The following is a 26,317-nucleotide window of genomic DNA, read 5'->3' as shown; positions in this document are numbered from 1 at the left end:
AGGGGAGGGGCCGCTCCCGGCCCGTTCCCCGCAGCGTTATGTGAAGGACGAGTATGGGCCGCCGCCGTCAGCTTTACGAAGGAAAAGCCAAGATCCTTTTCGAGGGACCCGAGCCGGGTACCCTCGTGCAGTATTTCAAGGATGACGCCAGTGCCGGAAACGGCGCGAAAAAGGGCATCATCACCGGCAAGGGGGTGCTGAACAACCGTATCAGCGAACACCTGATGCTGCGGTTGCACGATATCGGGATTCCTACCCATTTCATCCGCCGGCTCAACATGCGCGAGCAGCTGATCCGTGAGGTCGAGATCATCCCGCTTGAGGTCGTGGTGCGCAACGTGGCTGCGGGCAGCCTGTCCAAGCGGCTGGGCATACAGGAAGGCACGCGCCTGCCGCGCCCGATCATCGAGTTCTATTACAAGAACGACGCCCTGAATGACCCGATGGTGAGCGAGGAGCACATCACCGCATTCGGCTGGGCCTGCCCGCATGACATGGAAGACATCGTGGCGCTGAGCATGCGCGTGAACGATTTCCTGTGCGGCCTGTTCATGGGCATCGGCATCATCCTTGTCGATTTCAAGCTGGAATTCGGCCGCCTGTTCGAAGGCGACAACATGCGCATCGTGCTGGCCGATGAAATCTCGCCCGACAACTGCCGCCTGTGGGATGCCAAGACCAGCGAGAAGCTGGACAAGGACCGTTTCCGCAAGGACATGGGCAAGGTCGAGGAAGCGTATCAGGAAGTGGCGATGCGCCTGGGCATCCTGCCCGAGGCCACGAATTCCGACATGAAGGGACCGGAGGTAATGCAATGAAGGTGCGTGTGACCGTCATGCTGAAGGAAGGCGTGCTCGACCCGCAGGGCAAGGCCGTGGAACACGCGCTGCATGTGTTGGACTTCAAAAATGTGGGTGAAGTCCGCATTGGGCGCGTGATCGAGCTGGAAGTGGACGAAACCGACCGCGAACGCGCCCGCGCGCAGGCCGACGCCATGGCGCGCGCGCTGCTGGCCAACCTTGTGATCGAGGACTTCGTGACGGAGGTCGTTGGATGAAGATCGCCCGCCTTCTTGCCCTTGGCTGCGTCATCGCAGCGGGCCTGCCCGCCTCCCATGCCTGCGCCCAGCGCGTCTCGCGCATGACGGGCGAGCAGCTTGGCACGCTGTGCACCAAGCCCGCCGGCACCGGTATCTGTGATGCCTATATCTCCGGCGTGGCCGATACGGGTGCCCTTGGCCACCTGTTCGAGCGCAATGCCGAAAAGGACACCAAGGATGTCGCGGCCTTCTGCATAACCCCGGCAACCCCCACGGCGGACATGCGCATCAAGGTTGTTGGCTGGATGAAGGACCACCGCGAAGGGCTGTCGCGCCCGGCGGGTGAGGTCGTGTTCACCGCATTGCGTGAATCCTATCCCTGCGGCGGCAGCAAATGAAGGCGGCGATTGTAGTTTTTCCCGGCACCAACCGGGAGCGTGACATGGCCATCGCCCTGCGCGGCGTGACCGGCCACGCACCCGCCATGGTCTGGCACCGGGAGGACGCACTGCCCGCGGGCACCGACCTTGTGGTGCTGCCCGGCGGCTTCAGCTATGGCGATTACCTGCGCTGTGGCGCCATGGCGGCGCATGCGCCGATCATGGCCGCCATTCGTGAATTTGCAGCGAAGGGCGGGTATGTGCTGGGCGTGTGCAACGGCTTCCAGATCCTGACCGAAGCGCAGCTTCTGCCCGGAGCACTCCTGCGCAACGCATCGCTGCGCTTCCTGTCGCAGGACTGCTTCCTGCGCGTCGAGCGTGACGGCACGGCCTTTACCCGGCACTGGGCGAAGGGCGACGTGTTCCGCACCCCCATGGCGCATGGCGATGGCAACTACATTGCCGAAGCCGAGACCATCCGCATGCTGGAAGATACCGGGCGCGTGGCCTTCCGCTACGTGTCGGAAGCGGGACATCTGGATGCGGGCGATGCGCGGCTCAACCCCAACGGATCGATGAACGCCATTGCCGGTGTGTTCAGCGAGAACCTGCGCATATGCGGCATGATGCCCCATCCGGAGGATCTGGTTGATCCGCTGATGGGTGGCGAGGATGGCAAACCCCTGTTTACGGGACTGGTGGAGGCTGTGGTCGGATGAGTGCAAAGGCACAACACCCCGTTGATGAGACCCTGGCGCGTGAATTCGGCCTGACGGCGGAAGAATACGGCAATGTCCTGTCGATCATGGGCCGCACGCCAACGTTTACCGAACTGGGCATCTTTTCGGTCATGTGGTCGGAACACTGCTCGTACAAATCGTCACGCGCACATCTCAGGACCCTTCCCACCACCGCGCCATGGGTGATCCATGGCCCCGGCGAGAACGCGGGCGTGGTCGATATCGGCCACGGGCTTGCCGCCATCTTCAAGATGGAAAGCCACAACCACCCCTCCTTCATCGAACCCTATCAGGGGGCCGCGACGGGCGTGGGTGGCATCCTGCGTGATGTGTTCACCATGGGGGCCAGGCCTGTCGCCAACCTCAATGCCCTGCGTTTTGGCGACCCGAACAACCCGCAGACGCGCCGCATCGTCGATGGCGTGGTGCGTGGCGTGGGCGGCTACGGAAACTGCGTGGGCGTGCCCACCGTGGGCGGCGAGATCAACTTCCACCCCGCATATGACGGCAACCCGCTGGTCAACGCCATGACGGTGGGTGTGGCGAGGCAGGACCGCATCTTCCTCTCGGCTGCAGCCGGTGTGGGCAATCCGGTCATCTATGTGGGTTCCAAGACCGGGCGCGACGGCATTCATGGCGCCACCATGTCATCCTCGGAATTTGACGAGGACGCGCTGGCCAAGCGCCCGACCGTGCAGGTAGGCGACCCGTTTGTTGAAAAACTGCTGATCGAGGCCTGTCTGGAACTGATGGCGACCGACGCCATCGTGGCCATTCAGGACATGGGTGCGGCGGGCCTGACCTCATCTTCCGTTGAAATGGCAGGCAAGGGCGGGGTTGGCATCGACCTTGACCTTGATAACGTGCCCCAGCGCGAACGCGGCATGACGGCGTATGAGATGATGCTGTCGGAAAGCCAGGAGCGCATGCTGATCGTGCTGCGCCCCGACCGCACCGAGCAGGCGCGCGCCATCTTTGACAAGTGGGAACTGGATTTTGCCGTAATCGGCCACCTGACCGATACCGGCAACATCGTGATCCGCCACAAGGGCGAGGTGGAGGCCGACATTCCGCTCGCCCCGCTGGCCGACCAGGCCCCGGTCTATCACCGCCCCACGGCACCGGCGCAAAAGCCGCAGCCCATGGAGCCGATCATCGACCCCGTAGGCACCGAACAGGCGCTGCTGCGGCTGATCGGCTGCCCGGACCTGGCTTCACGCGCATGGGTGTACAACCAGTACGACAGCACCGTGGGCGGGCAGACGGTGCGCAGGCCGGGCGCGGCCGACGCCGCGATCGTCAAGATCGAGGACACGGAAATCGGTCTGGCCCTGACCACCGACTGCACGCCGCGCTACTGTCGCGCCAATGCACGGCTGGGCGGCGCGCAGGCCGTGGCGGAAGCATGGCGCAACATTACCGCAACCGGTGCGCGCCCGCTGGCGGTGACCGACAACCTGAACTTCGGCTCGCCTGAAAAGCCCGAAGTGATGGGCCAGTTCGTTGATGCCATCGCCGGCATGGGGGAGGCGTGCCGCGCGCTCGACTTCCCGGTCGTAAGCGGCAATGTCTCGCTGTACAACGAAACCCGCGCGCCCGATGGCACGTCGCAGTCCATCCTGCCCACACCCGCCATTGGCGGGCTGGGCGTGCTGGAGGACGTGCGCAGGGCGGTCGGGCTGGAAATGCCCGAAGGCTGCGATGTCATGCTGCTGGGCGAGACGAAGGGCCAGCTTGGCCAGTCGATCTGGCTGCGCGAGATCCTTGGCGGGCAGGATGGTGAGCCGCCCGAGCTTGATCTTGCCGCCGAGCGGCGCAATGGCGATTTCGTGCGTGGTCTGATCCTTGATGGCACCGTCATCGCCTGCCACGACGTGGCCGATGGCGGCGTGCTGGTGGCAGTGGCCGAAATGGTCATGGCAGGCCAGTCCGGTTGTGTGCTGGATGCACCGCAATCGGGCATGCGGCCAGAAGCCTTCTGGTTTGGCGAGGACCAGTCCCGCTACATCGTGGCTGTGCGTGATGGCACGGCACTGGCCGGTCTGGCTTCAAAAGCCGGTGTGCCATGCCGCAGGCTGGGACATTCGGCGGACCAGGGTTTGACATTGCCCAACGGGTCCACAATATCCAGGGAACGTCTGCTCGCGGTGCATTCCGAATTCTTTCCGCGACTGATGGACCGATAGGGCAGGAGCTTCAGACCACAATGGCAATGACGGCACAGGAAATCGAAACCTACATCCGCGAAGCCCTGCCGGATGCGAAGATCACGATCGATGATCTGGCGGGCGACGGGGATCACTACGCCTGCCGCGTCGTGAGCGAGGCCTTTCGTGGCCTGTCACGCGTGCGGCAGCACCAGCTGGTCTACAACGCGCTGCAGGGGCACATGGGCGGCAAGCTGCATGCCCTGGCCGTGCAGACCCAGACCCCGGACTGACCCCGCGCGGAACGCGACCCAATACCCCCAAAGCAGGAAATACAATCCATGGCCGAAACAACAGCACAGCGCATTCAGGCGCAGATCGAGTCCCATCCCGTCATGCTGTACATGAAGGGTGACGCCACCTTCCCGCAATGTGGCTTCTCCGCGCGCGTGGTCCAGGTGCTCAAGCACCTTGGCGTGCCCTTCACCACCGAGAACGTGCTGGCTGATCCCGAGATCCGCCAGGGCATCAAGGAATTCTCCAACTGGCCCACGGTGCCCCAGCTTTATGTAAAGGGCGAGTTCATCGGCGGCTGCGATATCGTGACCGAGATGTACCAGACGGGCGAGCTGGAAAAGCTGCTGACGGAAAAGGGCATCGCCACGGCCGCTGCCTGACCGCCAGACATATTGCGGTACCGTAACAGGACGGGCGGGACAGAAATGTTCCGCCCGTTTCCCGTTTTATATGCAACATCACTTGCGTTCCGCCCACGCTTTCGCCTAGCTTCCCTTAGCTTTGAAAAACAGGGGGCCTGATGCGCTACAGTGACTTGCGTTTTGCTACGATAATGCTGCTTGGCGCAGGTCTTGCAGGAAGCATGGCAGCCCCCGCCCACGCCCGCACCCACGCCGTGACCGACATGGAAGCCGACCGGCTGACGCTGGGCGCGCTGACCGCCCCACCACCGCCGGTACGCCACGTGGCCTATCATCACCGCGCGGGCGGCAGCCATGGTGCGCCGGTGGTACTGGCATCCAGCCATGCCACCGCCCATACCCGCCACACGATGGTGCATACCATTGTCTACCACCCCCATGGCACCGTGGCCCACCACATCCATCCGGCCCCCAGCCGCCACCGTACCTGATATCGGGTGGTTGGCTGACCGCCTCAGCCCTGCCTGAAGGCGTCCGGTATCCACCGGATCACGTTGCCGGGCAGGACCACGCACACATCCAGCCGCATGCGGTCGTACACCCAGTGCGGGTTTGCCGCGCATAGATGCTGCGCCGCATTCATGATGCGGCTGACCTGTGACGGGCGGATGGCCTCGCCCGCCGCCAGCAGGGAAGGCCGGGCCTTGACTTCCACAAAGATCAGGCAGCCTTCCTTCAGCGCCACCACATCCACTTCCCCCCAGCGCGTGCGTGCCCGGTGGGCCAGTACCTGCCATCCCTGCGCCCGCAGCCGGGTCATTGCCGCCTGTTCGGCCGCCATGCCGGTGGCATGGGCACGTCCGCCACGCAGGCTGCGCCGGGACGGGCGTATGGCATGGCCATCCGGGTCGGTCATCGTGGCGCTCCCCTTAAAATGCTGCGTTGGCAGGCCAATGGCTGTTCCAGAACAATTATTTGATAAAAAACCATAAAAGCCTTTGCGTGCCGTCTTTTTTCAGAAAGGCCGTGTCTTCTGAAGCTTTTTGAAAAAAGCTTCACCGATAAAACCCTTTATGCTCTGCCGCATGTTTCGTGAAGCACCAGCAGCAGGATATAAGGGGCCGGAGCCAGGCAGGCCCGCCGGGCCATGGCTGGCCCCGCGTGTGATACGGGCAGGATAAATGTCATGGTGTTTCACGCTTTGAACATATGGGATTTTTTCGTGCTGCTGATGCGCGTGTCCATCATTGCGGTGGTGGTGGTGCATGTGCTGCTGACCAAGCGTGACGTGGGGGCATCTATCGGCTGGATCGGGGTGACGGTGCTCATGCCGCTTACGGGTGGCATCCTGTATTCCATGTTCGGCATCAACCGCGTGCACCGGCGCGCACGGCGCATGGTGGGGCAGCACCCGTGGCGCAGCCGGACCATGTCCTCGCAATGGCGCAGGGAGGAGGAGGGGAATTTCGCCCCGCTGGCGTCCATGGTCAGCAAGCTGACAGGGCGCCCGCTGCTGGGCGGCAACGCCATCACCGCGCTGCATGATGGCGACAGCGCGTACCCCCGCATGATCGAGGCGATCGAGGGGGCACGGCACAGTGTGCTCATGTGCTCCTACATATTCCGCCCCGACGGGATTGGCCGGCGCTTCTGCCACGCGCTGGTCGCGGCACACCGGCGCGGGGTGCAGGTGCGCGTGATGGTGGATGGCGTGGGCTCGGGCTACTTCGACTGCGGGGTAGGGCGCATCCTGCACGGCGCGGGCGTGCCGGTGGGGCGATTCATGCATTCCATGCTGCCGTGGCGCATGCCCTTCATCAACATGCGCAACCACAAGAAGATCCTGGTTGTGGACGGGCTGGCGGGCTTCATGGGCGGGCTGAACATTGGCGAGGAAAACATCGCCGCCTCCCGTCCCGCCCACCCGGTATCGGACACGCATTTCGAGCTGGCGGGGCCGGTTGTCCATCAGCTGAGTGAGGCCTTTGCCCGCGACTGGGCCTTCACCCGGGGGGAGGAACTGACGGCGGACATCTTCTTCCCCCCGCAGGTCAGCCACGGGCAGAGCCTGAGCCGCATCGTTACCGCCGGGCCGGACATGGACCTGGAGAAGATCGAGTACACCATGCTGCAGGCCTTTACGCTGGCACGGCGCAGCATCCGGATCATGACACCCTATTTCCTGCCCGATGACCGGTTCCTGACGGAACTGGCTCTGGCGGCACTGCGCGGGATCGAGGTCGATATCGTGGTGCCGTGGCACAGCAACCATACCATTCTGGACTGGGCACGGGCGGCCAACCTGCCACGCTTTCTGGATTCGGGGTGCCGGATCTGGCTGGCACGGCCGCCATTCAACCACTCCAAGCTGATGGTGGTGGATGGGCACTGGTCATTCGTGGGCAGTTCCAACCTTGACGTGCGCAGCCTGCGGCTGAACTTCGAAATCAATCTGGAGGCCTATGACGATGCACTGGCGGGCCGGATCGACACGTTTATCGCCACCCACCGGCATGTGCGCCTGACCCATCATGACCTGGACCGCAGGCCGCTGTGGCTCAAGATGCGTGATGCGGCGGCACGGCTGTTCCTGCCCTATCTGTGATCCCGCCTGTCCGGGGCGGCCTGTGTTCGGCCCGGCGCATCTGACGGGCGCAGCAGCACCGAAATGGGCCGGTGGTCAGAGGCATAGTTCTCGATCACATGACGCTCGACACAGGTCAGCCCGCGCACCAGGCAGCGGTCAAGGCGGATGGGCAGCATGTCGGCCATGCGGTGCGTGGGTTCGCGCGGCCCCACATCCTGGAAATGGCGGATCAGCGCGGGGCCGACCTGGTTGAAGTCCCCCAGGATGGCGGCCCGATGGGGCAGGAGCTGCACCACCCGGCGCAACTGGCGGCGGTTGAGCAGCTGCCCGTGGGAGAGATGGACATTGGCCACCACCAGCGAGCGGCATTCCACCACCTGTGCCACCCGCCGGATCAGGGTGCCGGCGGGCAGGGTGCAGGTCAGTGGCTGGCGACGATAGGGCCATGGGCTCCAGCATGCCAGCCCGTGGATGCGGCCGGGCAGGGGGGAGCGTGCGTAATGGCCACCGATCAGGGTGGGCAGGGTGTCGATTTCCACCGTGGCTTCCTGCATGAGCAGAAGGTCGGGCTGTTCGGTACGGATCAGGTCGATCACGTCGCGCACCGTGGCGCCGATGCGGCGCAGCAGGTTCCAGCTTATGATCTTGACCGCGCTGCCCGCACGCTCGGGCGGGGACAGGTCAAGCCGTGGTGGCATGCCGGGCCGGGGCTGGATGGAGGGCAGGCGAAGGTAGGGACGGGCTAGGGTCATGATTCGATAAACGGCTCGCGCATGTCGTCAGGTATGGGGTTCTTGGAGCGTGGGTCGCCCGCCGCGAATTCGGCGGTCAGGGTATAGCCGACGCCAATCAGCACGGGGCCAAGGAAAATGCCCAGCCCCCCGAAGGTCAGCACGCCCCCCAGCACGCCCAGTACGGTCAGCAGGTAGGGCATCTGCGCGCCCCGGGCGATGAACATGGGACGGATGACATGGTCCGCCCCCGATACGATGATCGTACCGTACAGCAGCAGGAAGATGCCCCAGCCGGGATGGTGGGTCAGCAGCAGGAAAATCGCCGCCGGAATCCAGATCAGCGGCGCGCCGATGGGCAGCACCGCCACGAAGGCGGTGATCGCCCCCAGCAGCACCGGGCTGGAAATGCCCGCTATGGCAAAGCCGATGCCGGTCAGGATGCCCTGTATCAGGGCGGTACCCAGTATGCCGTATACCGTGCCCCGGATGGTGCGGCCCACGATGCCCAGTATCCGGTCGGCATAGACCCCGGCAATGCGCCGCACCACGGCCACGAAGGTATTGCCCAGCGCATCACCGCCCAGCCAGAAGAAGAAGGAGATGAACAGCGCCATGGCCAGATGCGCCATCCCGCTGGCAAGCTGCATCATGGCGGACAGCACGGATTGCCCGATCCGCCCGGCATAGGGGCGGACCACCTGGTCTATGCTGCCCACGTCTTCCGACCATTTCTGCCATTTATCGGCAATTTCCGGACCGAAATGCGGGATATGGGCAATGCGCTGGGGCAGCGGCGGCAGGTGCAGCGTGCCCACCGCATCGACAATGTACTGCAGTGTGGCCGGGACATCGGCAATGCTGTTGGACACGACCAGCACGACCGGCACCACCAGCACCAGCGCGCATAGCAACGTCATGACCATGGCGGCGGGCAGCAGGGACATGTTGCGCCGCAGCCGCATGAAGACCGGCCATGTGGAAAATGTCAGGATCGCGGCCCAGAGCAGGGCGGTCATGAACGGATACAGGATCAGGACGCAGCCAAATGCGATCCCCCCCAGCATCAGCCCCATCATGATACGTTCGACCATAAAGCAGGCGTACCCCCTCCCGCCATGAAACGAAAGACAAATGTTCAGGACTTTCGTTCCCGCATCATATGCTGCACCCTGTCTGGCAACACGCAATTCCTTGAAGACCGGGAGACGGTATGCATCCGCTGATCTCAGCCACTGACCTGTCACAGGCCCAGCAACATGACGATATCCTTGTGCTGGATGCCTCCATGGCCCTGCCGGGGCAGGCCTTCGACCCGCAGCAGCGTTTTGCCAACGCGCATATCGGCGGCGCGGTGCGCTTTGACATCGATACATTTTCCGATCCGGATTCCCCCCTGCCACATACCGTTCCCGGCCAGACCCGCTTCGCGCGGCTGGCGACCGAGCGTGGCATGGGCAACGCACGGCGCATCGTGTTCTATGATCAGGACGGCATGGCGTGCGCCGCACGCGCCTGGTGGCTTGCGCGGCTGTTCGGCCATGAACGGGTGCAGGTGCTCGAGGGCGGTCTTGCGGCATGGAAGAGCGCGGGCCTGCCGCTGGAAAGCGGGCCGGACCTGGCCGCGCCCGCCCCCTTTGTCTGCCGCCCGCGTTACGAACGGCTGCATGGCATGGGTGACGTGCTGGACATCGTGCACGGGCGGTTGCCCGGGCTGATCCTTGATGCCCGCAGCCGCGCCCGCTTCGAGGGGACGGCCCCCGAGCCGCGGCCCGGCATCGAATCCGGCCACATGCCTGGCGCGCGCAGCCTGCCCTATGGGGAACTGCTTGACGCCAACGGCCGCTTCCTGCCTGCTGACAGGCTGAAGGAAATGTTCGTCCAGCTTGGCGTGACGGATGATACCGCCGTCACCTGTTCATGTGGCAGCGGCATGACGGCATGCATGATCGCGCTGGCGCTGGTCAGCGTTCAGGCCGGAAGTGGGGAACCGGCCGTGTATGACGGGTCATGGGCGGAATGGGCGTCCACCCCGGATTCGCCCATTGTCAGCGGTGCGGCGTAAGGGAAGGGCGACATGAGCGGTCTTATCCCCCCCATCTCCGCAGCCCTGCTTGAGAGTGTCGTGCGTGGCTGGCGCGACCTGTCCACCCGGCTTGTCCAGCTTGGGCGCGATGCGCCGGAGGGGGGCAGGGGCGTATTCGTCAACCCGCCCGTGACCCGTGGGTCCACCGTACTGTTTTCCAGCTTGGAAGCCATGGAGGCGGCGGGTCACAACCGCTATGGCGATGAACTGATCTACGGCGCGATGGGCAGTCCGGTGCAGCACCAGCTTGAACAGGCCGTGGCCGCGATCGAGGGGGGGGCGCATACCCAGGTCGTCCCGTCGGGCCTTGCCGCCTGCACGCTGCCGCTCCTGGCCTATCTGGGGGCGGGCGACCACTGTCTGCTGTCGGATTCCGTCTATGGTCCCACCCGCCGCCTTGCCGAGAGGGTGCTGCGCCGCTTCGGGGTGGAAATCAGCTATTTCCCCCCCCTGGCGGATGAGGCGGCGCTGCGCGCGCTGCTGCGCCCCAACACCCGTGTCATCTTTGCCGAAAGTCCTGGCAGCCATTCGTTCGAGGTGCAGGACGTGCCCATGCTGGCCCGTCTTGCCCGCACGGCCGGCGCGCGGCTGGTGGTGGACAACACATGGGGCATCGGGCTGTTCGACCCGTTTGCCCATGGCGCGCATGTATCCGTGCAGGCGCTGACCAAATATGCCGCCGGCCATTCGGACACGATTATTGGCGGCGTGACCGTGGCGCATGTTGATGACTGGTACCCGCTGCGTGATGCCGCCATCCAGACGGGCCAGCTGGCCGGCCCGGATGACTGCTGGCTGACCCTGCGTGGCCTGCGCACCATGGGCGCCCGGCAGGAGCGGCAGGCGGCCAGCGCCCTTGCCGTGGCGCTGTGGCTGCAGGACAGGCCGGAAGTGGCGCGCGTGCTGCACCCGGCACTGCCGTCCTGTCCGGGGCATGAATACTGGAAGCGTGATTTCAGCGGTGCGTCATCGCTGTTTGGCGTGGTGTTCGACCCCGCGTATACCGAGGCCGACATGACCGCCATGATCGACGGGCTGGCCCTGTTTGGCATCGGGGCTTCGTGGGGCGGGTATGAAAGCCTTGTGCTGCCCACCACGGGCGGCATTGCGCGCTCCTGCCCCTCCATTACGCATGGGGGCGTTGCGTGCCGCCTCCATATCGGGCTGGAGGCGCCCGAAGCACTGGCGGCTGACCTGGCGCGTGGCCTGGATGGCATGTCTGCCGCCCGTCATCTGCGGGGAAAGGGCTGACCTAGATCAAGGATGCGCGGCCACAGGGGTGGGACACTCCACGCCCAGCGGGCCATGCGGCCCGTGGCCCCGCCGGACGCGGGCGCATGGCCGGACAGGCAATAACCGGCGTCGCGCAGGGCCACGACAGGATGGAAGGTGCAAGATGGCTGGAAAGATGAAAGCGGCGGTAGTGCGGGAATTCGGCAGGCCGCTCACGATCGAGGAACTGGACATTCCGCAGATCAACTCCAACCAGATACTGGTCAAGGTCGATGCCTGCGGGGTCTGCCACACCGACCTGCATGCGGCCCGCGGTGACTGGCCGGCCAAGCCCAACCCGCCTTTCATTCCCGGCCATGAAGGCATTGGCCATGTGGTTGAGGTCGGCAGCAACGTCAACTGGATCAGGACGGGCGACGTGGTGGGCGTGCCGTGGCTGTATTCCGCCTGCGGGCATTGCGAGCACTGTCTGGGCGGATGGGAAACCCTGTGTGAAAAGCAGGAGGATACCGGCTATTCCGTCAATGGCTGCTTTGCCGAATATGTGGTGGCCGACCCCAACTACGTGGCCCATCTGCCAAAGGATATCGACCCGATCAGGACGGCCCCGGTGCTGTGCGCGGGACTGACGGTGTACAAGGGCCTGAAGATGACCGATACCCGTGCCGGGGAATGGGTCGCCATTTCGGGTGCGGGCGGGCTTGGGCAGATGGCCATCCAGTACGCCGTGGCCATGGGGCTGAACGTGGCCGCCGTGGATATCAGCGACGAGAAGCTGGCCGAAGCCCGCAGGCTGGGCGCACGGGTTACGGTCAATGCGCTGAAGCAGGACCCGGTCGCCTGTATCCGCGAGCAGACGGGCGGCACCCATGGCGTGCTGGTCACCGCCGTATCGGACAAGGCGTTCAGTCAGGCGGTGGGGTATGCGCGGCGCGGGGGCACGGTTGTGCTCAATGGCCTGCCACCGGGGGATTTCCCGCTCTCGATCTTTGACATGGTGATGAACGGTACCACCGTGCGCGGCTCCATTGTCGGCACGCGGCTGGACATGATCGAGGCGATGTCCTTCTTCACCGAAGGCAAGGTGACCACCGTGGTCAGCCCGGACCGGCTGGAAAACATCAATACGATCTTTGACAATCTGGAACATGGCCGGGTGCAGGGGCGCATCGTGCTGGATTTCCGCAACGGGGCCTGAATGCGGCGCAAGGCAACTTCGGCGGTGATGCCACGTTTGGTTTACTGAATGTGCATGGGCAGCATGCCTGTCCATGCCGGCAAACTGAAGGATGGGTAAGAACACATGAAAAAGACGCTGATTCTGGCAGGGCTGTGCGTAACCGGGCTGAACATGGTAACGCTGGTCCCGGCGCGCGCGGATTCATGTGAAGGGGTTACGGACCATGCCGAATGTGAAGTGCGTCTGAAATCACATGAAGCCGGGCACGAAACCCGTGAAAAAGCACATGAGGCCCATGAAAAGGCCGCCGAGAAAACCGACGGTGCCAAGGACTGGGGCCACCGTACCGGCCAGACGCTGGACAAATGGGGCCACAATACCAAGGGCGACATGAGCCAGTTCTTTACCGGTCACCGCTGAAGGATCGTATCCGGGCAGCCCGTTCACGGGAAATCATGAAGGTTCCGGGCGCTGTCCTTCTTCAGGAGAAGGATGACCGTTCACTCTCGTGAACGAGTGTCCTGATGGCAGGCAGCCCGTCATGTCGCGGGTACGGGACATGCATTGACGTCAAAAAAGGGGGGAGGCGCCGACAGGTGCCTCCCCCTTTCTTCATGTGCGCGTCCGATCAGGAATGATGGTGATCGGCGGCTTCATGCTCGCGCCATGCGCTTTCCAGCGTGTGCAGGAAGGTCTTGAAATGCTTCTTTACCTCATCGGGGGAAGCCTTTTCCATCACGTCCTTTCTTGCCGCCGTAAGGGTGGCGGCGGCGTGGATCAGGGCGGCGTGGATGGCGTCCGTCGGTTCCTTGGCCATGTCTGTTCTCCAGTTTCGTGATGGGGAAAGGATGAAATATGCGTGGCCCTCTGGCAACCGGCCCGCCTGCATGACTGCCGCTCCGTTCCGCCCCTTGATTTCCGGCCGCGCGTTACGGGGGAACTTCCCCGGCACCTGTGCCGTTTGATCTGGCACACAGAACCGGACGGGATAAGACATGTTTTTCAGGCACACCGCATTCGCCCTTGCCACCGCCACGCTGCTTGCCCTTCCGCTGGCGGCCCGTGCCGAGCCGGGCGGATGTGTAAAGGGCGCCGTAGCCGGTGGCGTTGCCGGGCATATGGTCGGTAGCGGCCACGGCAAGGGCGGGGCCGCCGCAGGCTGCGCCGCCGGTATGGTCCGCCGCCATCATGCCCGCAAGGAAGCCGAGCAGAGCCAGCAGGCACAGCCCCAGAACGAACCAACCGCCAGCGGCACGCAGGCCTCCCAGCCTGCGCCGGGCAACGGTGCGGCCCAGTAAGCGCGGGTTGAAAGGGAAAGGACGGACGCCTTCCGGGCGCCGCCTTTTCCATAAAGGCGACGTTTTCTAAAGCTTTCTGGAAAAAGCCCCGCCAGACATGTCCATACGGTAACTGGCTTACGGGGCTGACCGGACGGAAGATGCCCCCATGGCGCGTGCAAAGCATGCCGTGAGCATGTTGTGCGGGTCGGGGTTGATTCCGACAAAAATCACATCCTTGCGCACATAAAGCAGCTTGTGCCGTGGCCCCATGGTGACCCGTGGCAGGACCACGGGACGGTTCAGGGCAACCTGCGCACGCGTCTGGGCAATACGGTCGCGGCTGATCCGGGCCAGCGTTATGAAATCCGGGATGACAATGGCCAGATGCATGGCAACCAGCCCCATGCAGCCCAGCGTCATGATCCGGCCAAATTCCGGCGTTGCGGGGCACAGGGCCAGCAGGGTGGACAGGTAGCATGCCAGCAGCACGCTGGCGGGGTAGGATACGCGCGCGGCCAGTGCCTCGCGCGGGAACATGAGCAGGCAGGCCATGTAGGCCAGTGCCAGCACCCCGAACAGCCACCCCCGGCCCGCGCGCAGGCAGGCGGGAAAGGGCTGCTGCCCCCTGCCCATGAACACGCCCACCCCGACCAGCAGCACGAAGGGCAGCCAGAACGGGTCGAACAGGCTGCCCAGATTGCCCAGCAGTCCATCCAGCCGGTCGGCCAGGGGGCTGGGGGTCATGGTACGCATGCGTACGTAATTGCCCGGTGCGATCCCCAGTACCAGCGTGCCTGCCGCGTGGCTGCACAGCAGTGCCCACGGCGGGCGACGTGCCTGACGCCATGCCTGTACTGCGGCGGCCGCCAGCACCAGCGTAAGCAGCAGGGAAAGCGGTTCAAGGAATGTGGCGATCAGGAACGTTGCCACATACCCCATGGTGGCCATATGCGTCCGCCCCGTCAGGATGCGTGCCAGCACCCACATCTCGCCCGCCATCGGCCACAGATAGCCGATGGCGCCGGTCTTCCACAGGGCAACTTCGCCAATCGTACGCGGCAGCCACCACAGCATGAGAAAGACCACAAGGCACCGCACTGCTCCTTGCCCCGCGCGTGGCATGGCGGTGGCACCCGCCATGTGGTGGCACAGATGCATCACCACATGGACCAGGAAGGTAAAGATACCGGCATTGACCACCGCAAAGACCGCCAGCCCCCCATAGGGCCGCAGGTCAAGCACCAGAAAGGTCACCAGCGTGGTGAACCACCGCCCGGTCCAGAAATTGTAGTTGCCCCATACGATATGCATGATGGTGGGCAGGCTGAAAGGCATGGTCCGGCAATAATCATCCGCCCAGAGCGGTGTCACGGCGTTTGCCCATAGCAGGAAGGTGAAACATATGGCCAGCCCTACCCCTTCACCGGGGAACAGGCGGGGGAAGCAGGTGATGCATGCTGGCGCTTTCATGAAATGCGAAGCCTTGTCCGGTGCAGCCCTGCCCATATCACGCCCGCACCCTGCGGAAAAATGAAGTCCATTTCCGTCATGAACCGCCGGATCGCGCCGGAATGGGGGTTGTGTCATGGATCGGTGGTGGCAGCATTGCCTATGAATCCATGTGACCGGCCCTGTCGATCCAGATGGCGCCGCAGGCCAGGGGATGGAATGACGTGCTGAAAACTGTAAATTCATCGAACCTGTCCGCTGTCGGCACGCCATCCACGCCCGGCACGCCAGCGCCCACGGGGCAGGGCGGCAGGGCAGGGCGGGCGGCGCTGACCACGGCCTGTGCGGGATTGCTGGTCGGACTGGATACCGGGCTGATTGCCGAGGCGCTCGGGTTCATCGGCCGTGACTTCCATGCCACCGCGCGCATGCAGGAATGGATCGTGTCGGTACTTATGGTCGGCGCGCTGCTGGGCTCGCTGGGGGCGGGGGTGTTTTCCCGGCGTTTCGGGCGCAGGATGGCGCTGGGTGCCGCCACCCTGCTGATCGGGGTGGGAGCGCTGCTATGCGCCACCGCCGCCATGATCGGGCAGATCCTGCTTGGGCGATTCCTGATCGGGGTAGCCATCGGCATCTGTACGTTTACCGCACCGCTGTATATTTCCGAACTGACCACGGGGCGTATGCGCGGTACCATGGTCACCACGTTTTCCATGCTCCAGTCCGCCGGTATCCTGCTGGGGTACCTGGCGGGGGGGATCCTGTCGGGGGGTGGGCACTGGCGGCTTATGGTCGGGTTGCCGTTCGTACCTGCCGTGCTGCTGTTCGCGGGGTGTGCGTTCCTGCCGTCCAGCCCATCGTGGCTTGCCGCGCGCGGCCGGTTCGAGGAAGCGCGCGCCGTGCTGCGTACCCTGCGCGGCGATGAGGCGGCGGCGGACCACGAACTGGCCGGCATCCAGGCAGAACTGGGCACCAGCAAACCGGTGGGTGGCTTCATGCTGCTGCGCACCAGGCCGTATTTCCGCCGCTCCGTGGCGCTGGGGGTGGGGTTGCAAATCATGCAGCAGCTCACCGGCATCAATGTGGTAATGTATTATGCGCCCAAGATACTCGAAAATGCGCATTTCGGCACATCCGCCGCCGCGTGGGCGACGGTGATGGTCGGCGTGGTCAATGCGGTGGTGGGCGTGGGCGCCATCTTCATGGTGTCACGCTGGGGGCGCAGGCCGCTGCTGGTGACAAGCTGCGTGATCATGGCGTGCGCCCTGGCGGCGGCGGCCGTGATCGAGGGGCTGCACCTGCAGGGCATGGGGGCGGTGGTATCGCTCATGGTGGCGCTTCTGGTCTTCGTGGCGGGGTTTGGCATGGGGGCGGGGCCGCTTGTATGGACGCTATGCTCTGAAATACAGCCCATCGAGGGACGTGATTTTGGCGTGGGCTGCTCCACCCTTGCCAACTGGGGCATGGACTGGGCGGTCAGCAACACGTTTCTCAGCATCGTGGCGGTGGCGGGGGCAGGATGGACCTTTGCCGGTTTCAGCGTGATGAACGTCGTGTTCATGCTCTTTACCCTGCTTGTGGTGCCTGAAACCCGCGATGTGCCGCTGGACGTGATCGAGGCGCATCTGGAAGCCGGGCGCCCGCTGCGCCGGATCGGGCGCTAGCCCCGTCATCAGGCTTCAGCCGTGCGGGGCGGCACCGGCGCAATGCAGCAGCAGCGCGGCAACCGCCCCCATGTGGGTCCCGGCCCCCAGCACCACCATGACATGCCATAACACATTGGAAAACGGCATCTTCTCCCGCATGTAGAACACCACCCCGATACAGTAGAAGACCAGCCCCAGCACGATCAGGAGGAAGGTCGCGCCGGGCAGCTGCCACACCACGGGGTCGGGGCAGAGAAAGAAGATCCACGCAACACACAGGTAGGGCACGACATGGTACCGGCGGGACCATGTGAAGAAGCACATCTTGGTCACGACCCCCACCAGCGCCATCGCCCACAGCAGGCCGCAGAACCACCGGCTGGCCGCGCCATGCCCCCCCAGCACGATGAAAGGAGTGTAGCTTGCGGCAATGGCAATGAAGATGACCGACTGGTCCACACGCTGCAGCCCGCCTTTCAGGCGGCAGGACGGGCAGAAATTATATGCGGCCGAGGACAGGCATGTGCCCAGTATGCCCCCGCAGTACAGCAGCGTGACCCACGTTTCCGCCCGTGAGTGCGACAGCATGGCGGTATGGACCAGCCACACCATGCCATATCCCAGCGCCACCAGCCCCACGATATGCACAAGCAGGTCGGCTGCCCGTTCCAGCACGGAATAGACGGGGAAACGTGTTTTGATATCCATATGCGCGGGGAAAAAGCCTTGTTATTCCGGTGGATGGACCGCCTTCCGCCAATGGTGATGCCTGTCGCCACGCAGGCCGCATGGCGGGACAGGTTGCGGCGGCATGCGCGGCAGGATGGATGGGACCATCCTGCCGCCCTGACTCAGCGGGCCGTGCGCTCACCCGTGATATGGGCGCACAGGGCCTGGATTTCAGCAGCGCTCACGCCTTCGGGATTGTGCTGGGCCTTTTTGGCGATTTCGTGCTCGGTACCCGATGCACGGCCATGTTCCTTGCCGACATGCTGGGCAAGGGCGATGACTTCTTCCTTCTGCAGAAGCTTGGGTTCCTTCAGGCCGCGTTCGGCCAGCTTGTGCAGGTGTTCGCTTGCGGCGGCGGTGGGTTTGTCGGTCATGTCGGTCGTATCCTGTCTGGTGAAGCGCGATATGCGCGTGGGCGCACGTTATAACTTATGACCGGACACGAAAACCGATAGGATGCATGATCTTACGTCGTATCTGACATAGCTGGCCTGCCCCGGCCGCCATCACGCCGGGCGGGTATGGGGAGAGACATGCAGGAATCCATCGCCGCCCGGGCCGACAGCGCGCTGACCCGTCTTGCCCCAACCATGGCGCTGACTGCGGACCAGGCGGCACTGAAGGACGAGGTGCTGACCTTCTGCCGCGCCCACCGGGCGGATGACCATGCGCTGTTCATCATTGAAGGCGATGCGGGCACCGGCAAGAGCCTGCTGCTGAATACGGTTTTCACGGCCATCCAGACCGCCGCGCGCGGGCATGACGGCACGGACCCGCTGCATGGCAGCCGGAACTGGCTGCTGGTGAACCATCCGGAAATGATCAAGCTCTACCGCAACATTGCCGAAGGGCGGAAATGCCTGCGCAAGAAGGATTTCGAGCGTCCCACCACCTTCATCAACCAGATGGACACCGCCACCCGCCGTGCAGATATCGTGCTGGTGGATGAGGCCCACCTGCTGCTGACCCGCCGCGACCCGTACAACCGCTTCCGGCACGACAACCAGCTGCGCGAAATCATCCGTCATGCCCATGTGGTGGTGATCGTGTTTGATGCGCGGCAGGTCCTCCGGTTCAAGAGCCTGTGGAGCGATGCCTCCCTGGCGCGGCTGGTGGCGGGCTACCCGGTGGTGACGCGCAGGCTGGACCAGCAGTTCCGCATGCACGCCAATGCGGATGTGATGGACTGGGTGCGCGCCTTTCGTGACGGGGTCCTGCGCCCGCTGCCCGCACCGCAGGCGTTCGACTTCCGTATTTTCGATGATGCCCGGACCATGTACGAAGCCATAAGGCAGCGTAATGCGCGATACGGCCTGTGCCGCATGCTGGCGACCTACGACTATCCCTATACCCTGAACGGGCAGGACCATTTCATTACCGAAGGGCGCTTCCACCTGCGCTGGGACCGCGCCATGCCGCAGGCGCGCCTGCCGTGGGCCGAACGCCCCGATACGATTGACGAGGTGGGGTCCGTCTACACCATACAGGGCTTCGACCTCAATTACGCCGGCATCATCCTGGGGCCATCGGTCACCTATGATCCGGCCACCGACCGGATCGTGATCGACCCCGCGCGCTATGAGGACCGTGCCGCCTTTGCCGGGCGTGACGGGGTAGGGGAACCGGCGGCGGTGATGGCGCGGATCATCCTCAATTCCATCAACGTGATCATGACCCGTGGGGTCAGGGGACTGTACATCTACGCCAGCAATCCGGCCCTGCATGCCCGCCTTGCCACGTTATGGGCGCAACGGCAGGGAAAGTGAGCGGCTGCCGGGGGAACATGCGCGGTCACGGCAGGCGCGCCATGGGCCTGTGGTCTGGCGCGGCCTGCCGCCCGCATCCCGACAGGATGCTATCCGCGCTGGCCCAGGCGCTGCAGGTAGGGCAGGATTTCGGAACCGGACTCGATGGCATGGCCCAGCACCGTCTCGACCAGGGTGGCCAGATGCGTGGCATCAAGCCGGGCAAGCGTGACGCTCAGGTCATGCTTCTCGGCGTCGGATAGCTGGGGAGACTGGATGATGCGCCGCTCGATGGCGGATTTCATCGCGGCGGTGGTGAAGGGCATGTCGATGATCTGGTCTTTGCTCATGGCCATATTCCTGAATCAATAGGTAACAGGCCATCGTACGGGTTGCCGGTGTCCCGGCAACCACCCTGCGCGCGATGCGGTTATGCATTCGTGACCGGCGTGACGGGCTGCATCGCTCAGCCCTGTTCCGTCTGTTCCATGGCGGCCATGCGGTGCAGTCGGGCTGTCTGGGAAAAACCACGCATTTCCTGCGCAATTCCCTGGCGTTCCAGCCTGCGCAGGCCGGTGGCATAACCGATTTCCTGTTTCAGCTGGCCCACAAGCATGTTGGTGCGGCCCCGTAGCATTGTCTTGAAACGGTCCATGTCGCCTCTTCTGCATAAATGATGAAGGAAGTTGCGTCATACGCATAACAGACAAAACCATAATGCATGATCATATGCAACGTTTAATGCATGTCTGAGTGACGTCTGGCGCATGGGATTGAGGCATCATGCCGTGCATGCCATCGTTATCCAGCCCCCGTTATGTAGGACCGGGTGGGGCGCCGGCAGGTTGGCGTGGCAGCTGGTGCCACCTGTTATGACATATTTTATGCAGTCGGCCCGCCATCTCACGGCGTCGCGGTGACTGGTCCGTAGACATGCTTCATGTCACTATCAAAATGAAACGGAATCCGACGGCAGCCTGACCACATGCGTAAAGTCCTTGCTTTCCTTGCCCTTGTGGCGGTTCCCGCCATGGACCCGTGTGCCGCGCGGGCGGACGTGGTGCCCCATCCGCAGGCGGACGGGCAGGCACTGGACCTGGCCACAAAGGTGATCGCCCTGCGTTCGGTCGCGGGGCCGGGGAACAGGACGGTGGACGTGGCGAAGCTGTTCCGCGCAACCCTGCTTGCCGGTGGTTTTTCCGGCAGGGACATCACCATCACCCCCGTAGGGGATGCGGTCTACATGACCGCCACGTGGCCGGGTACCAACCCTGCGCTGAAGCCGCTGGTGCTGCTGGGCCATATGGATGTGGTGGAAGCCAGGCCCGCTGACTGGCGGCGCGACCCGTTCACGCCGGTTGTGGAAGACGGCTACCTGTTCGGCCGCGGGGCGACGGACATGAAACTGGATGACGCGATGGTCATTGCCGCCGTGCTGGAACTCCGGCGCGAAGGATACAGGCCGGAACGCACGATCATACTGGCCTTCTCCGGTGATGAGGAAACACGGATGCGCACCGGTAAGGCACTGGCCGACCGGCTGGCAGATGCGGAGATGGTGCTCAATGTCGACCTTGCCAGCGGCGTGCTGGACGAACGGACAGGCAAACCGAAATATTTTGCCTGGACCGGGGCGGAAAAGACCTGCATCGACTACCAGTTGACCGTCACCAACCCCGGTGGCCATTCATCCGAGCCGCGGGCGGACAATGCGATCAACGTGCTGGCGGCGGCCCTGCTGCGGGTGCAGGCGCACCGCTTCCGCCCGGAAGTGAATGACCTGACCCGCGGCTATTTCACGCAGGCGGCCCGGCTGCAGCCCGGCCCGCTTGGCCAGGCCATGAAGGATTTTGCCGCCAATCCGGCTGACCGGAAAGCCATCGCCACCCTTTCGGCCGATCCCGCCATGGTGGGACGCATCGGCACTACCTGTGTTGTCACAATGGTCCAGGGCGGCCATGCGGCCAATGCGCTGCCACAGCGTGCGACGGCCAATATCGACTGCCGCATCTTCCCCGGTCATTCCGCGCACGACATCATGGCCGAACTGCAGCAGGTCATTGCGGACCCGGCGGTCACGATAACGGACGTGACGGTGGGCTCCGTTGTCACCCCGCCATCCCCGGTGCGGCGGGATTTTGTCGATGCGGTGACAAGGGCGGTGGATACCGTCTATCCCGGCCTGCCGGTCATTCCCTCCATGCTGTCGGGGGCGACCGACAGCATGTGGTTCCGCGCGCATGGCGTGCCCGGCTATGGGGCCAGTCCGCTGTTCATCAGGGAATCGGAAAATTTTTCCCATGGCCTGAATGAACGCACGCCGGTCGCCTCCATCGCGCCGGGCATCGACTATCTGCTTTCAATCATCACCGACCTGTCGCACTGAACGGGCCGGGTAGCCCATGGCCTGCCGTGTCCCGCCCGGGACATGGCGGCACCGTGGCAGGCTGCCTCCATCACGCGTGGAATTGCTGGTAGGGATGGTGATATGTCCAGAACCATGCAGGAAGCCGTAATGCCGACAACCGTTCTCTATTCACCTGATGACGTGCGCAGGCTTGCCGCCAGTGACGGGGCTATCCTGATTGATGTACGCGACCGGAAGGATTTCGAGGCAGGCCATATTCCCGGCGCGGTCAATATGCCCGATATCTTCACCTATCTGGCGGAAACCACGCAGGAGGGGCTGAAAACCCTGCAGCAGACTTTCGCCACCCTGTTTGCCGATTTCGGACTGGATGGAAAGAAGACGGCCATTGTCTATGAGGACGCCCTGCACACCCGTTATGGCGGTTCCTGCCGGGGCTACTGGATCCTGCGCTATCTCGGCTACCCCAGCGTCGGAATACTTGATGGCGGCCTGAGCGGCTGGCGCAGGCAGGGCGGCACGCTCGTTACCGATACGACCCGGCCCACGCGCACCGAATTCCCGCTGCACATCAATACCGGCCTGATGGCCACGTACGAGGACGTGCGCGCCGCATTGGGCGACAGTACGGTCAGGCTGCTCGACAATCGTGACCGTGTTGAATGGCTGGGCGAAAGCTCATCGCCCTACGGTGTTGACTTTGCCCCGCGCAAAGGGCGCATTCCGGGTGCCGTGTGGATCGAGTGGTACGACTTCATGAAGGTGGAGGACGGCCATGCCGCCTTCCGCAGTGCGGAAGAAATCCGCACGCTTGCGGCGACCCGTGGGCTGCGTCCTGATGATGACATCATTATCTACTGCTTCAAGGGCGCGCGGGCGGCCAATACCTATGTTGCACTGAGTGCCGCGGGCTTTACACGGCTGCGCATCTACATGGGTTCATGGAACGAGTGGTCGCGTAATGAAGCCCTGCCGATAGAAGACGGGCTGCCCAAGGCGGCCGCGCCCTATTGCGGGGGTTGAGGGATGGCCGCAAAGGTCTGTCCCTGAACTGTCCTGACCCGGTCAATGCGGGCCGTCGTGCCGGAGACCATGAAGCATGACGGCCCGGCTGAACGATGGCATCGAAGGTCTTCACGATACCTGCGGGAAAGCATCAGGTAAAACATCAGGGCCATGAAGGGGAAGGATTACGCCTGCCGGAAACATGGCCTATATCGGCTGTAGTTCTGGAGGAGATCATCTGAATGGCCAAACAGCCTGCACCGTTGCGGCTTGCGAAAAAGCTTTTGAAAAAGATTGGCCGGAAGCCACGCCCGCCAGCCATCGGGGATTATCTCGATGCGCCGCCCCAGCAGGTACAGGTTGACTGCTCCCCCGATGAACTGCGGCGCATGCTTGATCGCATTGCCGCCGCATGGGGACAGTTCGGGGAAACGGAGCCCTACTGGTCCGTTCTGGTCAATGACAGGTTCCGGACCGGGAACATCGAAAAAAATATCGACGAATTCTATGCATCGGGACGGGAGCCGGTCAATGCCATGCTACAGATGGCACGGCGGGCCGGGGCCGATCTGTCACGGATGGAACGTGCCATGGATTTCGGGTGTGGCGTGGGCCGCCTGACATTTGCGCTGGCCGACAGGGTGCGGGATGTCGTGGGGATTGATATTTCAGGCGGTCATCTGCGTCTGGCGCGTGAACGGGCGGCGCAGCGGGGCATCACCAATGTCACGTTTGAAAAACTTTCCAGTGTGGGCGGGCTTGATCACTGGCAGGGCAGTTTTGACCTGATCATCAGTTCCATTGTCCTGCAGCACAACCCGCCCCCCGTCATGGCGGTACTGGTTGAAAAGCTGCTCGATGCACTTTCCCCCCATGGGGTCGCCATCATACAGTTGCCAACCTATATTCAGGGCCAGCATTTTGTCGTGGCTGATTACCTTGCCCGTCCACAACCACAGATGGAAATGAACGCCCTGCCGCAGCGGTCCGTATTCGAGATCATACACAGATGTGGCGCGAAAGTGCTGGAAGTCAGGGAAGACAGGGCAATGGGCACCCTGGCCGGGGTTTCACAGACATTCGTCATACAGAAAGGCTGAACAGGCAGGCCGGTATCATACCGCGAGCCACCAGGGTATGATGGGCGTGCCGACCATGGCGTTCCCGCCGATAAAATACACGCGCCGGGTGCCAGGCGTGGCCGGAAGGCAGATGATGGCATCATCATCGACCGCTTCAGGCGCGCGGGCATTCTCGCCAGCATAACCGGTCAGCGCGGTCAGGATCTGATCAGGATGAAATGGTCGGATTACGACGGGGTAGGGGATTTATGGTATCCAGCGCAAGACGCGTGCACGGGTCTGAATTCCCATGCACAAGCAGGGAAGGTCGTTGCCGGATACGATGCCCCCGCCATGATGCCGGCAGTATCCTGACCGGGGTAGATGGCGCGGCGTGGAAGACCGGTCATTTCCGCCCTGAGATGGGCGCGCAGGTCCGTGCCCGTAGGGCTATGGGGAATCGTGACGCACGGCCTTCGGGTCATTGCCACAAAATGGATGGCCGGGCAGGATGTTCGGAACGCGAGATCATGGCGATCACAGGACACACCACAGCAGCGTCGGTGAGCGTGTATGTGTGGCATGCCGAGCAGAAAACGCGCGGCATCAACGCCATTGCAAAACTGTCAAACCGTGCACTTGATACCGAGAGCCGGGTGAGGGCAGTGACCAGCGTTACAGAAAAGGGGGAAATTCAGTGACTGGCAAAGGCGCTCCATAGAAGCGCCAAAATCATAGCCAGGTCATTGGAAATCAATCCTAACGCAGATGGTAGCGGTGGACGGATTTGAACCGCCGACCAAGGGATTATGATTCCCCTGCTCTACCGCTGAGCTACACCGCCATCGCGTTAGGATGTGTGCGGAATACCCGCGCTCATGGGGCAAGTCAACCCGTGTTTTGAAAACATGGAAGAAAAGCCACGGAATCCCCCATGATTTGTCACATCCCCCCAGTAGGGGGTACTATCGGTCGCTCACCACAATACGGCACCAACCGGAAAAGGCTGTGCATCCTTCGTGAAAACCGAATTCCTCGCCCTTCTTACCCATATCAGGCACCTGTTCGGATGGTTGCCGGGACTGCTGTCCTCCATCCTCATGCTGTGCGTGGCAGGACTGGTTGCGGAAATGTTCAGCCGGTTCATCACGAAGCTGATCCTGCGCATTCCGGGGCAGAAACGCGGGGCCTTCGTGCGTTCCTTCACCATGGCCATGCAGCGCCCGGTGCGCATCATGCTGGTGATCGTGTTCGTCGGTACCGCGCTGCCGGTGTCGGGCCTGCCGTATGACATCATGCAGGCCACGACACATGCGCTGGTGGTGCTGTTCGTGCTGATGCTGGGTTATGCGGCGGTCGTGGCCACGCGCATCCTGTCCGATGCCTATCTCAAGCGCATCAACGGCAAGAATGACAAGGACGACATCCTGCTGCGCACGCATATGACGCAGGTGCGCGTGCTGCGGCGTACGACCGACCTCATGATCGGGCTGCTGACCATTGGTGCGGCGCTCATGACATTCGAGCCGGTGCGGCAGTACGGGCTCAGCCTTTTCGCCTCTGCCGGCGCCGCTTCACTGGTGGTGGGTCTGGCCGCGCGCCCGCTGCTGACCAACCTGTTCGCAGGCATGCAGATCGCCATGACCCAGCCCATCCGCATGGAAGACCTGATCATCATCAATGGGGATTGGGCATGGGTGGAGGAAATCACCTCCACCTATGTCGTGCTGCGGGTATGGGACTGGCGGCGGCATATCGTGCCGATCTCCTATTTCCTGGAAAACACGTTCCAGAACTGGACGCATAATTCGGCGGCGCTGATCGGCGTGGTGTTCATCCATCTGGACTTCAATGCGCCGATGGAACGCATCCGTGAGCGCCTGCGCGAAATCGTGCATTCGGCCCCACTATGGGACGGCAAGGAATTCGCGGTGCAGGTGTCGGACTGCAATGCCCATGTCATGACCGTCCGTGTCATCGCCAGCGCGCGTTCAGCCATGCAGAGCTGGGACCTGCGCTGCGAGATCCGTGAGCAGATCATCGCCTTCCTGCGTGACGAATGCCCCGAGGCCCTGCCGCGTGACCGGCTTTCCCACGTGGCGTCGGTATCAGGTCTGGATGTGATGGGTGATCCGGGGATGATGGTGCCGCCGGTCAGGCGGCCGCCACCGGGTTCCTATATGGGGCCGCGCGATGGTACCGGTGGTGGCGGCATGGGCTCGAGTGATGGCGGCCAGGGGCATGGCTGAGCC

General features: G+C 63.4%; 30 protein-coding genes and 1 tRNA gene. 21 read left to right on the top strand and 10 right to left on the bottom strand.

Annotated features, from left to right (window positions below):
* Window positions 1–53: 53 nt before the first annotated feature.
* The 8 genes from purC to LDL32_RS05005 all read left to right on the top strand — a co-directional run bounded on the left by purC (window position 54) and on the right by LDL32_RS05005 (window position 5,456).
* Window positions 54–818: a phosphoribosylaminoimidazolesuccinocarboxamide synthase gene (purC, locus tag LDL32_RS05040; RefSeq protein ID WP_061274201.1), complete on the top strand. Its 765-nt coding sequence runs from the start codon at window positions 54–56 to the stop codon at window positions 816–818.
* Window positions 815–1,057 carry a phosphoribosylformylglycinamidine synthase subunit PurS gene (gene purS / locus LDL32_RS05035; protein WP_233064914.1) on the top strand — a complete coding sequence of 81 codons (243 nt, stop codon included), beginning with the start codon at window positions 815–817 and terminating at the stop codon, window positions 1,055–1,057. Before purC ends, purS begins: the two co-directional genes overlap by 4 nt.
* Entirely contained in the window at window positions 1,054–1,437 is a 384-nt protein-coding gene (locus LDL32_RS05030) for a Rap1a/Tai family immunity protein (RefSeq protein ID WP_233064912.1), read from the top strand. Before purS ends, LDL32_RS05030 begins: the two co-directional genes overlap by 4 nt.
* The gene (purQ, locus tag LDL32_RS05025; RefSeq protein WP_233064910.1) at window positions 1,434–2,138 is read left to right on the top strand and encodes a phosphoribosylformylglycinamidine synthase subunit PurQ; all 705 of its coding nucleotides are present in this window, start codon (window positions 1,434–1,436) and stop codon (window positions 2,136–2,138) included. The genes LDL32_RS05030 and purQ overlap by 4 nt, the downstream gene beginning before the upstream one ends.
* Window positions 2,135–4,345: a phosphoribosylformylglycinamidine synthase subunit PurL gene (purL, locus tag LDL32_RS05020; protein ID WP_233064908.1), complete on the top strand. Its 2,211-nt coding sequence runs from the start codon at window positions 2,135–2,137 to the stop codon at window positions 4,343–4,345. The genes purQ and purL overlap by 4 nt, the downstream gene beginning before the upstream one ends.
* Window positions 4,346–4,365: 20 nt before the next feature.
* Complete coding sequence (locus LDL32_RS05015) at window positions 4,366–4,599, top strand: BolA family protein (RefSeq protein ID WP_233064906.1); 234 nt, start codon at window positions 4,366–4,368, stop codon at window positions 4,597–4,599.
* A gap of 48 nt (window positions 4,600–4,647) precedes the next feature.
* Complete coding sequence (gene grxD, locus LDL32_RS05010; RefSeq protein WP_233064904.1) at window positions 4,648–4,983, top strand: Grx4 family monothiol glutaredoxin; 336 nt, start codon at window positions 4,648–4,650, stop codon at window positions 4,981–4,983.
* Window positions 4,984–5,123: 140 nt separating this feature from the next.
* Window positions 5,124–5,456: a hypothetical protein gene (locus LDL32_RS05005; RefSeq protein ID WP_233064901.1), complete on the top strand. Its 333-nt coding sequence runs from the start codon at window positions 5,124–5,126 to the stop codon at window positions 5,454–5,456.
* Between the two features lie 23 nt (window positions 5,457–5,479).
* Here LDL32_RS05005 and LDL32_RS05000 read toward each other — a convergent pair whose 3' ends face one another.
* Window positions 5,480–5,881 carry a YraN family protein gene (locus LDL32_RS05000; RefSeq protein ID WP_233064899.1) on the bottom strand — a complete coding sequence of 134 codons (402 nt, stop codon included), beginning with the start codon at window positions 5,879–5,881 and terminating at the stop codon, window positions 5,480–5,482.
* Window positions 5,882–6,151: 270 nt separating this feature from the next.
* On the opposite strand from LDL32_RS05000, the gene cls reads away from it, so the two are divergent.
* Window positions 6,152–7,570 carry a cardiolipin synthase gene (gene cls / locus LDL32_RS04995; RefSeq protein WP_233064897.1) on the top strand — a complete coding sequence of 473 codons (1,419 nt, stop codon included), beginning with the start codon at window positions 6,152–6,154 and terminating at the stop codon, window positions 7,568–7,570.
* Here the strand turns inward: cls and LDL32_RS04990 are convergent.
* Window positions 7,561–8,304 (bottom strand): endonuclease/exonuclease/phosphatase family protein, encoded by a 744-nt coding sequence (locus tag LDL32_RS04990; protein ID WP_233064895.1) that lies wholly within the window; start codon window positions 8,302–8,304, stop codon window positions 7,561–7,563. The two genes, cls and LDL32_RS04990, sit on opposite strands and share 10 nt — an antisense overlap.
* Window positions 8,301–9,377: an AI-2E family transporter gene (locus LDL32_RS04985; RefSeq protein WP_233064894.1), complete on the bottom strand. Its 1,077-nt coding sequence runs from the start codon at window positions 9,375–9,377 to the stop codon at window positions 8,301–8,303. Before LDL32_RS04985 ends, LDL32_RS04990 begins: the two co-directional genes overlap by 4 nt.
* A gap of 119 nt (window positions 9,378–9,496) precedes the next feature.
* Between LDL32_RS04985 and LDL32_RS04980 the strand changes: the two genes are divergently transcribed.
* The 4 genes from LDL32_RS04980 to LDL32_RS04965 all read left to right on the top strand — a co-directional run bounded on the left by LDL32_RS04980 (window position 9,497) and on the right by LDL32_RS04965 (window position 13,202).
* A complete protein-coding gene (locus LDL32_RS04980; protein ID WP_233064893.1) occupies window positions 9,497–10,348 on the top strand; it encodes a sulfurtransferase in 852 nt (283 codons plus the stop codon).
* A 12-nt stretch (window positions 10,349–10,360) separates the two neighbouring features.
* Entirely contained in the window at window positions 10,361–11,620 is a 1,260-nt protein-coding gene (gene metC, locus LDL32_RS04975; RefSeq protein WP_233064892.1) for a cystathionine beta-lyase, read from the top strand.
* Between the two features lie 145 nt (window positions 11,621–11,765).
* Window positions 11,766–12,800, top strand: a complete 1,035-nt coding sequence (adhP, locus tag LDL32_RS04970) for an alcohol dehydrogenase AdhP (RefSeq protein WP_233064891.1) — start codon at window positions 11,766–11,768, stop codon at window positions 12,798–12,800.
* A 105-nt stretch (window positions 12,801–12,905) separates the two neighbouring features.
* Complete coding sequence (locus tag LDL32_RS04965) at window positions 12,906–13,202, top strand: hypothetical protein (RefSeq protein ID WP_233064890.1); 297 nt, start codon at window positions 12,906–12,908, stop codon at window positions 13,200–13,202.
* Window positions 13,203–13,410: 208 nt separating this feature from the next.
* Here the strand turns inward: LDL32_RS04965 and LDL32_RS04960 are convergent, their stop codons facing one another.
* Window positions 13,411–13,599: a hypothetical protein gene (locus tag LDL32_RS04960; protein ID WP_233064889.1), complete on the bottom strand. Its 189-nt coding sequence runs from the start codon at window positions 13,597–13,599 to the stop codon at window positions 13,411–13,413.
* Window positions 13,600–13,777: 178 nt separating this feature from the next.
* Here LDL32_RS04960 and LDL32_RS04955 point away from each other — a divergent pair, with 178 nt between their 5' ends.
* Window positions 13,778–14,080 (top strand): hypothetical protein, encoded by a 303-nt coding sequence (locus tag LDL32_RS04955; RefSeq protein ID WP_233064888.1) that lies wholly within the window; start codon window positions 13,778–13,780, stop codon window positions 14,078–14,080.
* Window positions 14,081–14,197: 117 nt separating this feature from the next.
* Here LDL32_RS04955 and LDL32_RS04950 read toward each other — a convergent pair whose 3' ends face one another.
* Window positions 14,198–15,532, bottom strand: coding sequence for a DUF6056 family protein (locus LDL32_RS04950; RefSeq protein ID WP_233064887.1), 1,335 nt, complete (start codon window positions 15,530–15,532; stop codon window positions 14,198–14,200).
* 230 nt (window positions 15,533–15,762) lie between these two features.
* Between LDL32_RS04950 and LDL32_RS04945 the strand changes: the two genes are divergently transcribed.
* Window positions 15,763–17,175, top strand: a complete 1,413-nt coding sequence (locus LDL32_RS04945; protein ID WP_370636750.1) for a sugar porter family MFS transporter — start codon at window positions 15,763–15,765, stop codon at window positions 17,173–17,175.
* Window positions 17,176–17,190: 15 nt separating this feature from the next.
* Here the strand turns inward: LDL32_RS04945 and LDL32_RS04940 are convergent, their stop codons facing one another.
* Both LDL32_RS04940 and LDL32_RS04935 read right to left on the bottom strand, forming a co-directional pair.
* Window positions 17,191–17,865 carry a PAQR family membrane homeostasis protein TrhA gene (locus tag LDL32_RS04940; protein WP_233064883.1) on the bottom strand — a complete coding sequence of 225 codons (675 nt, stop codon included), beginning with the start codon at window positions 17,863–17,865 and terminating at the stop codon, window positions 17,191–17,193.
* Between the two features lie 143 nt (window positions 17,866–18,008).
* Window positions 18,009–18,260 (bottom strand): hypothetical protein, encoded by a 252-nt coding sequence (locus tag LDL32_RS04935; protein WP_233064881.1) that lies wholly within the window; start codon window positions 18,258–18,260, stop codon window positions 18,009–18,011.
* Between the two features lie 159 nt (window positions 18,261–18,419).
* Between LDL32_RS04935 and LDL32_RS04930 the strand changes: the two genes are divergently transcribed.
* The gene (locus LDL32_RS04930) at window positions 18,420–19,652 is read left to right on the top strand and encodes a DUF2075 domain-containing protein (RefSeq protein ID WP_233064880.1); all 1,233 of its coding nucleotides are present in this window, start codon (window positions 18,420–18,422) and stop codon (window positions 19,650–19,652) included.
* Between the two features lie 89 nt (window positions 19,653–19,741).
* Here LDL32_RS04930 and LDL32_RS04925 read toward each other — a convergent pair whose 3' ends face one another.
* The gene (locus LDL32_RS04925; protein WP_233064879.1) at window positions 19,742–19,981 is read right to left on the bottom strand and encodes a hypothetical protein; all 240 of its coding nucleotides are present in this window, start codon (window positions 19,979–19,981) and stop codon (window positions 19,742–19,744) included.
* Between the two features lie 116 nt (window positions 19,982–20,097).
* The gene (locus LDL32_RS04920) at window positions 20,098–20,286 is read right to left on the bottom strand and encodes a CsbD family protein (RefSeq protein ID WP_233064878.1); all 189 of its coding nucleotides are present in this window, start codon (window positions 20,284–20,286) and stop codon (window positions 20,098–20,100) included.
* Window positions 20,287–20,616: 330 nt separating this feature from the next.
* On the opposite strand from LDL32_RS04920, the gene LDL32_RS04915 reads away from it, so the two are divergent.
* The 4 genes from LDL32_RS04915 to LDL32_RS04900 all read left to right on the top strand — a co-directional run bounded on the left by LDL32_RS04915 (window position 20,617) and on the right by LDL32_RS04900 (window position 24,766).
* Entirely contained in the window at window positions 20,617–22,017 is a 1,401-nt protein-coding gene (locus tag LDL32_RS04915; RefSeq protein ID WP_233064877.1) for a M20/M25/M40 family metallo-hydrolase, read from the top strand.
* 102 nt (window positions 22,018–22,119) lie between these two features.
* Window positions 22,120–23,022, top strand: a complete 903-nt coding sequence (locus tag LDL32_RS04910; protein ID WP_233064876.1) for a sulfurtransferase — start codon at window positions 22,120–22,122, stop codon at window positions 23,020–23,022.
* Between the two features lie 224 nt (window positions 23,023–23,246).
* On the top strand, window positions 23,247–24,104 hold the full coding sequence (locus LDL32_RS04905; protein WP_233064875.1) for a class I SAM-dependent methyltransferase: 858 nt from the start codon (window positions 23,247–23,249) through the stop codon (window positions 24,102–24,104).
* 491 nt (window positions 24,105–24,595) lie between these two features.
* Window positions 24,596–24,766 (top strand): hypothetical protein, encoded by a 171-nt coding sequence (locus LDL32_RS04900; RefSeq protein WP_233064874.1) that lies wholly within the window; start codon window positions 24,596–24,598, stop codon window positions 24,764–24,766.
* A 68-nt stretch (window positions 24,767–24,834) separates the two neighbouring features.
* Here the strand turns inward: LDL32_RS04900 and LDL32_RS04895 are convergent.
* Window positions 24,835–24,909: transfer RNA gene (locus LDL32_RS04895), tRNA-Met, on the bottom strand.
* Window positions 24,910–25,084: 175 nt separating this feature from the next.
* Here LDL32_RS04895 and LDL32_RS04890 point away from each other — a divergent pair.
* Window positions 25,085–26,314, top strand: coding sequence for a mechanosensitive ion channel family protein (locus LDL32_RS04890; RefSeq protein ID WP_233064872.1), 1,230 nt, complete (start codon window positions 25,085–25,087; stop codon window positions 26,312–26,314).
* The last annotated feature ends 3 nt before the right edge of the window (window positions 26,315–26,317 follow it).

It is taken from the genome of Komagataeibacter sp. FNDCF1, from assembly GCF_021295335.1.
Lineage (GTDB): Bacteria > Pseudomonadota > Alphaproteobacteria > Acetobacterales > Acetobacteraceae > Komagataeibacter.
The sequence above is the reverse complement of the archived record's forward strand: the minus strand, read 5'-3'. Positions and strand labels throughout refer to the sequence as shown.

Excerpts from the sequence above, each read along its gene's own strand:
- LDL32_RS05005 (WP_233064901.1), top strand. The coding sequence starts at position 5,124 with ATGCGCTACAGTGACTTGCGTTTTGCTACGATAATGCTGCTTGGCGCA.
- purC (WP_061274201.1), top strand. The coding sequence starts at position 54 with ATGGGCCGCCGCCGTCAGCTTTACGAAGGAAAAGCCAAGATCCTTTTC.
- LDL32_RS05015 (WP_233064906.1), top strand. The coding sequence starts at position 4,366 with ATGGCAATGACGGCACAGGAAATCGAAACCTACATCCGCGAAGCCCTG.
- LDL32_RS04905 (WP_233064875.1), top strand. The coding sequence starts at position 23,247 with ATGGCCAAACAGCCTGCACCGTTGCGGCTTGCGAAAAAGCTTTTGAAA.
- LDL32_RS05000 (WP_233064899.1), bottom strand. The coding sequence starts at position 5,881 with ATGACCGACCCGGATGGCCATGCCATACGCCCGTCCCGGCGCAGCCTG.
- LDL32_RS04920 (WP_233064878.1), bottom strand. The coding sequence starts at position 20,286 with ATGGACCGTTTCAAGACAATGCTACGGGGCCGCACCAACATGCTTGTG.
- LDL32_RS04910 (WP_233064876.1), top strand. The coding sequence starts at position 22,120 with ATGTCCAGAACCATGCAGGAAGCCGTAATGCCGACAACCGTTCTCTAT.
- LDL32_RS04965 (WP_233064890.1), top strand. The coding sequence starts at position 12,906 with ATGAAAAAGACGCTGATTCTGGCAGGGCTGTGCGTAACCGGGCTGAAC.
- LDL32_RS04990 (WP_233064895.1), bottom strand. The coding sequence starts at position 8,304 with ATGACCCTAGCCCGTCCCTACCTTCGCCTGCCCTCCATCCAGCCCCGG.
- LDL32_RS04955 (WP_233064888.1), top strand. The coding sequence starts at position 13,778 with ATGTTTTTCAGGCACACCGCATTCGCCCTTGCCACCGCCACGCTGCTT.
- adhP (WP_233064891.1), top strand. The coding sequence starts at position 11,766 with ATGGCTGGAAAGATGAAAGCGGCGGTAGTGCGGGAATTCGGCAGGCCG.
- LDL32_RS04935 (WP_233064881.1), bottom strand. The coding sequence starts at position 18,260 with ATGACCGACAAACCCACCGCCGCCGCAAGCGAACACCTGCACAAGCTG.
- LDL32_RS04940 (WP_233064883.1), bottom strand. The coding sequence starts at position 17,865 with ATGGATATCAAAACACGTTTCCCCGTCTATTCCGTGCTGGAACGGGCA.
- purQ (WP_233064910.1), top strand. The coding sequence starts at position 1,434 with ATGAAGGCGGCGATTGTAGTTTTTCCCGGCACCAACCGGGAGCGTGAC.
- LDL32_RS04925 (WP_233064879.1), bottom strand. The coding sequence starts at position 19,981 with ATGAGCAAAGACCAGATCATCGACATGCCCTTCACCACCGCCGCGATG.
- LDL32_RS04915 (WP_233064877.1), top strand. The coding sequence starts at position 20,617 with ATGCGTAAAGTCCTTGCTTTCCTTGCCCTTGTGGCGGTTCCCGCCATG.
- LDL32_RS04950 (WP_233064887.1), bottom strand. The coding sequence starts at position 15,532 with ATGAAAGCGCCAGCATGCATCACCTGCTTCCCCCGCCTGTTCCCCGGT.
- LDL32_RS04985 (WP_233064894.1), bottom strand. The coding sequence starts at position 9,377 with ATGGTCGAACGTATCATGATGGGGCTGATGCTGGGGGGGATCGCATTT.
- purL (WP_233064908.1), top strand. The coding sequence starts at position 2,135 with ATGAGTGCAAAGGCACAACACCCCGTTGATGAGACCCTGGCGCGTGAA.
- LDL32_RS04980 (WP_233064893.1), top strand. The coding sequence starts at position 9,497 with ATGCATCCGCTGATCTCAGCCACTGACCTGTCACAGGCCCAGCAACAT.
- purS (WP_233064914.1), top strand. The coding sequence starts at position 815 with ATGAAGGTGCGTGTGACCGTCATGCTGAAGGAAGGCGTGCTCGACCCG.
- cls (WP_233064897.1), top strand. The coding sequence starts at position 6,152 with ATGGTGTTTCACGCTTTGAACATATGGGATTTTTTCGTGCTGCTGATG.
- LDL32_RS04960 (WP_233064889.1), bottom strand. The coding sequence starts at position 13,599 with ATGGCCAAGGAACCGACGGACGCCATCCACGCCGCCCTGATCCACGCC.
- metC (WP_233064892.1), top strand. The coding sequence starts at position 10,361 with ATGAGCGGTCTTATCCCCCCCATCTCCGCAGCCCTGCTTGAGAGTGTC.
- LDL32_RS04900 (WP_233064874.1), top strand. The coding sequence starts at position 24,596 with ATGGCGATCACAGGACACACCACAGCAGCGTCGGTGAGCGTGTATGTG.
- grxD (WP_233064904.1), top strand. The coding sequence starts at position 4,648 with ATGGCCGAAACAACAGCACAGCGCATTCAGGCGCAGATCGAGTCCCAT.
- LDL32_RS04930 (WP_233064880.1), top strand. The coding sequence starts at position 18,420 with ATGCAGGAATCCATCGCCGCCCGGGCCGACAGCGCGCTGACCCGTCTT.
- LDL32_RS05030 (WP_233064912.1), top strand. The coding sequence starts at position 1,054 with ATGAAGATCGCCCGCCTTCTTGCCCTTGGCTGCGTCATCGCAGCGGGC.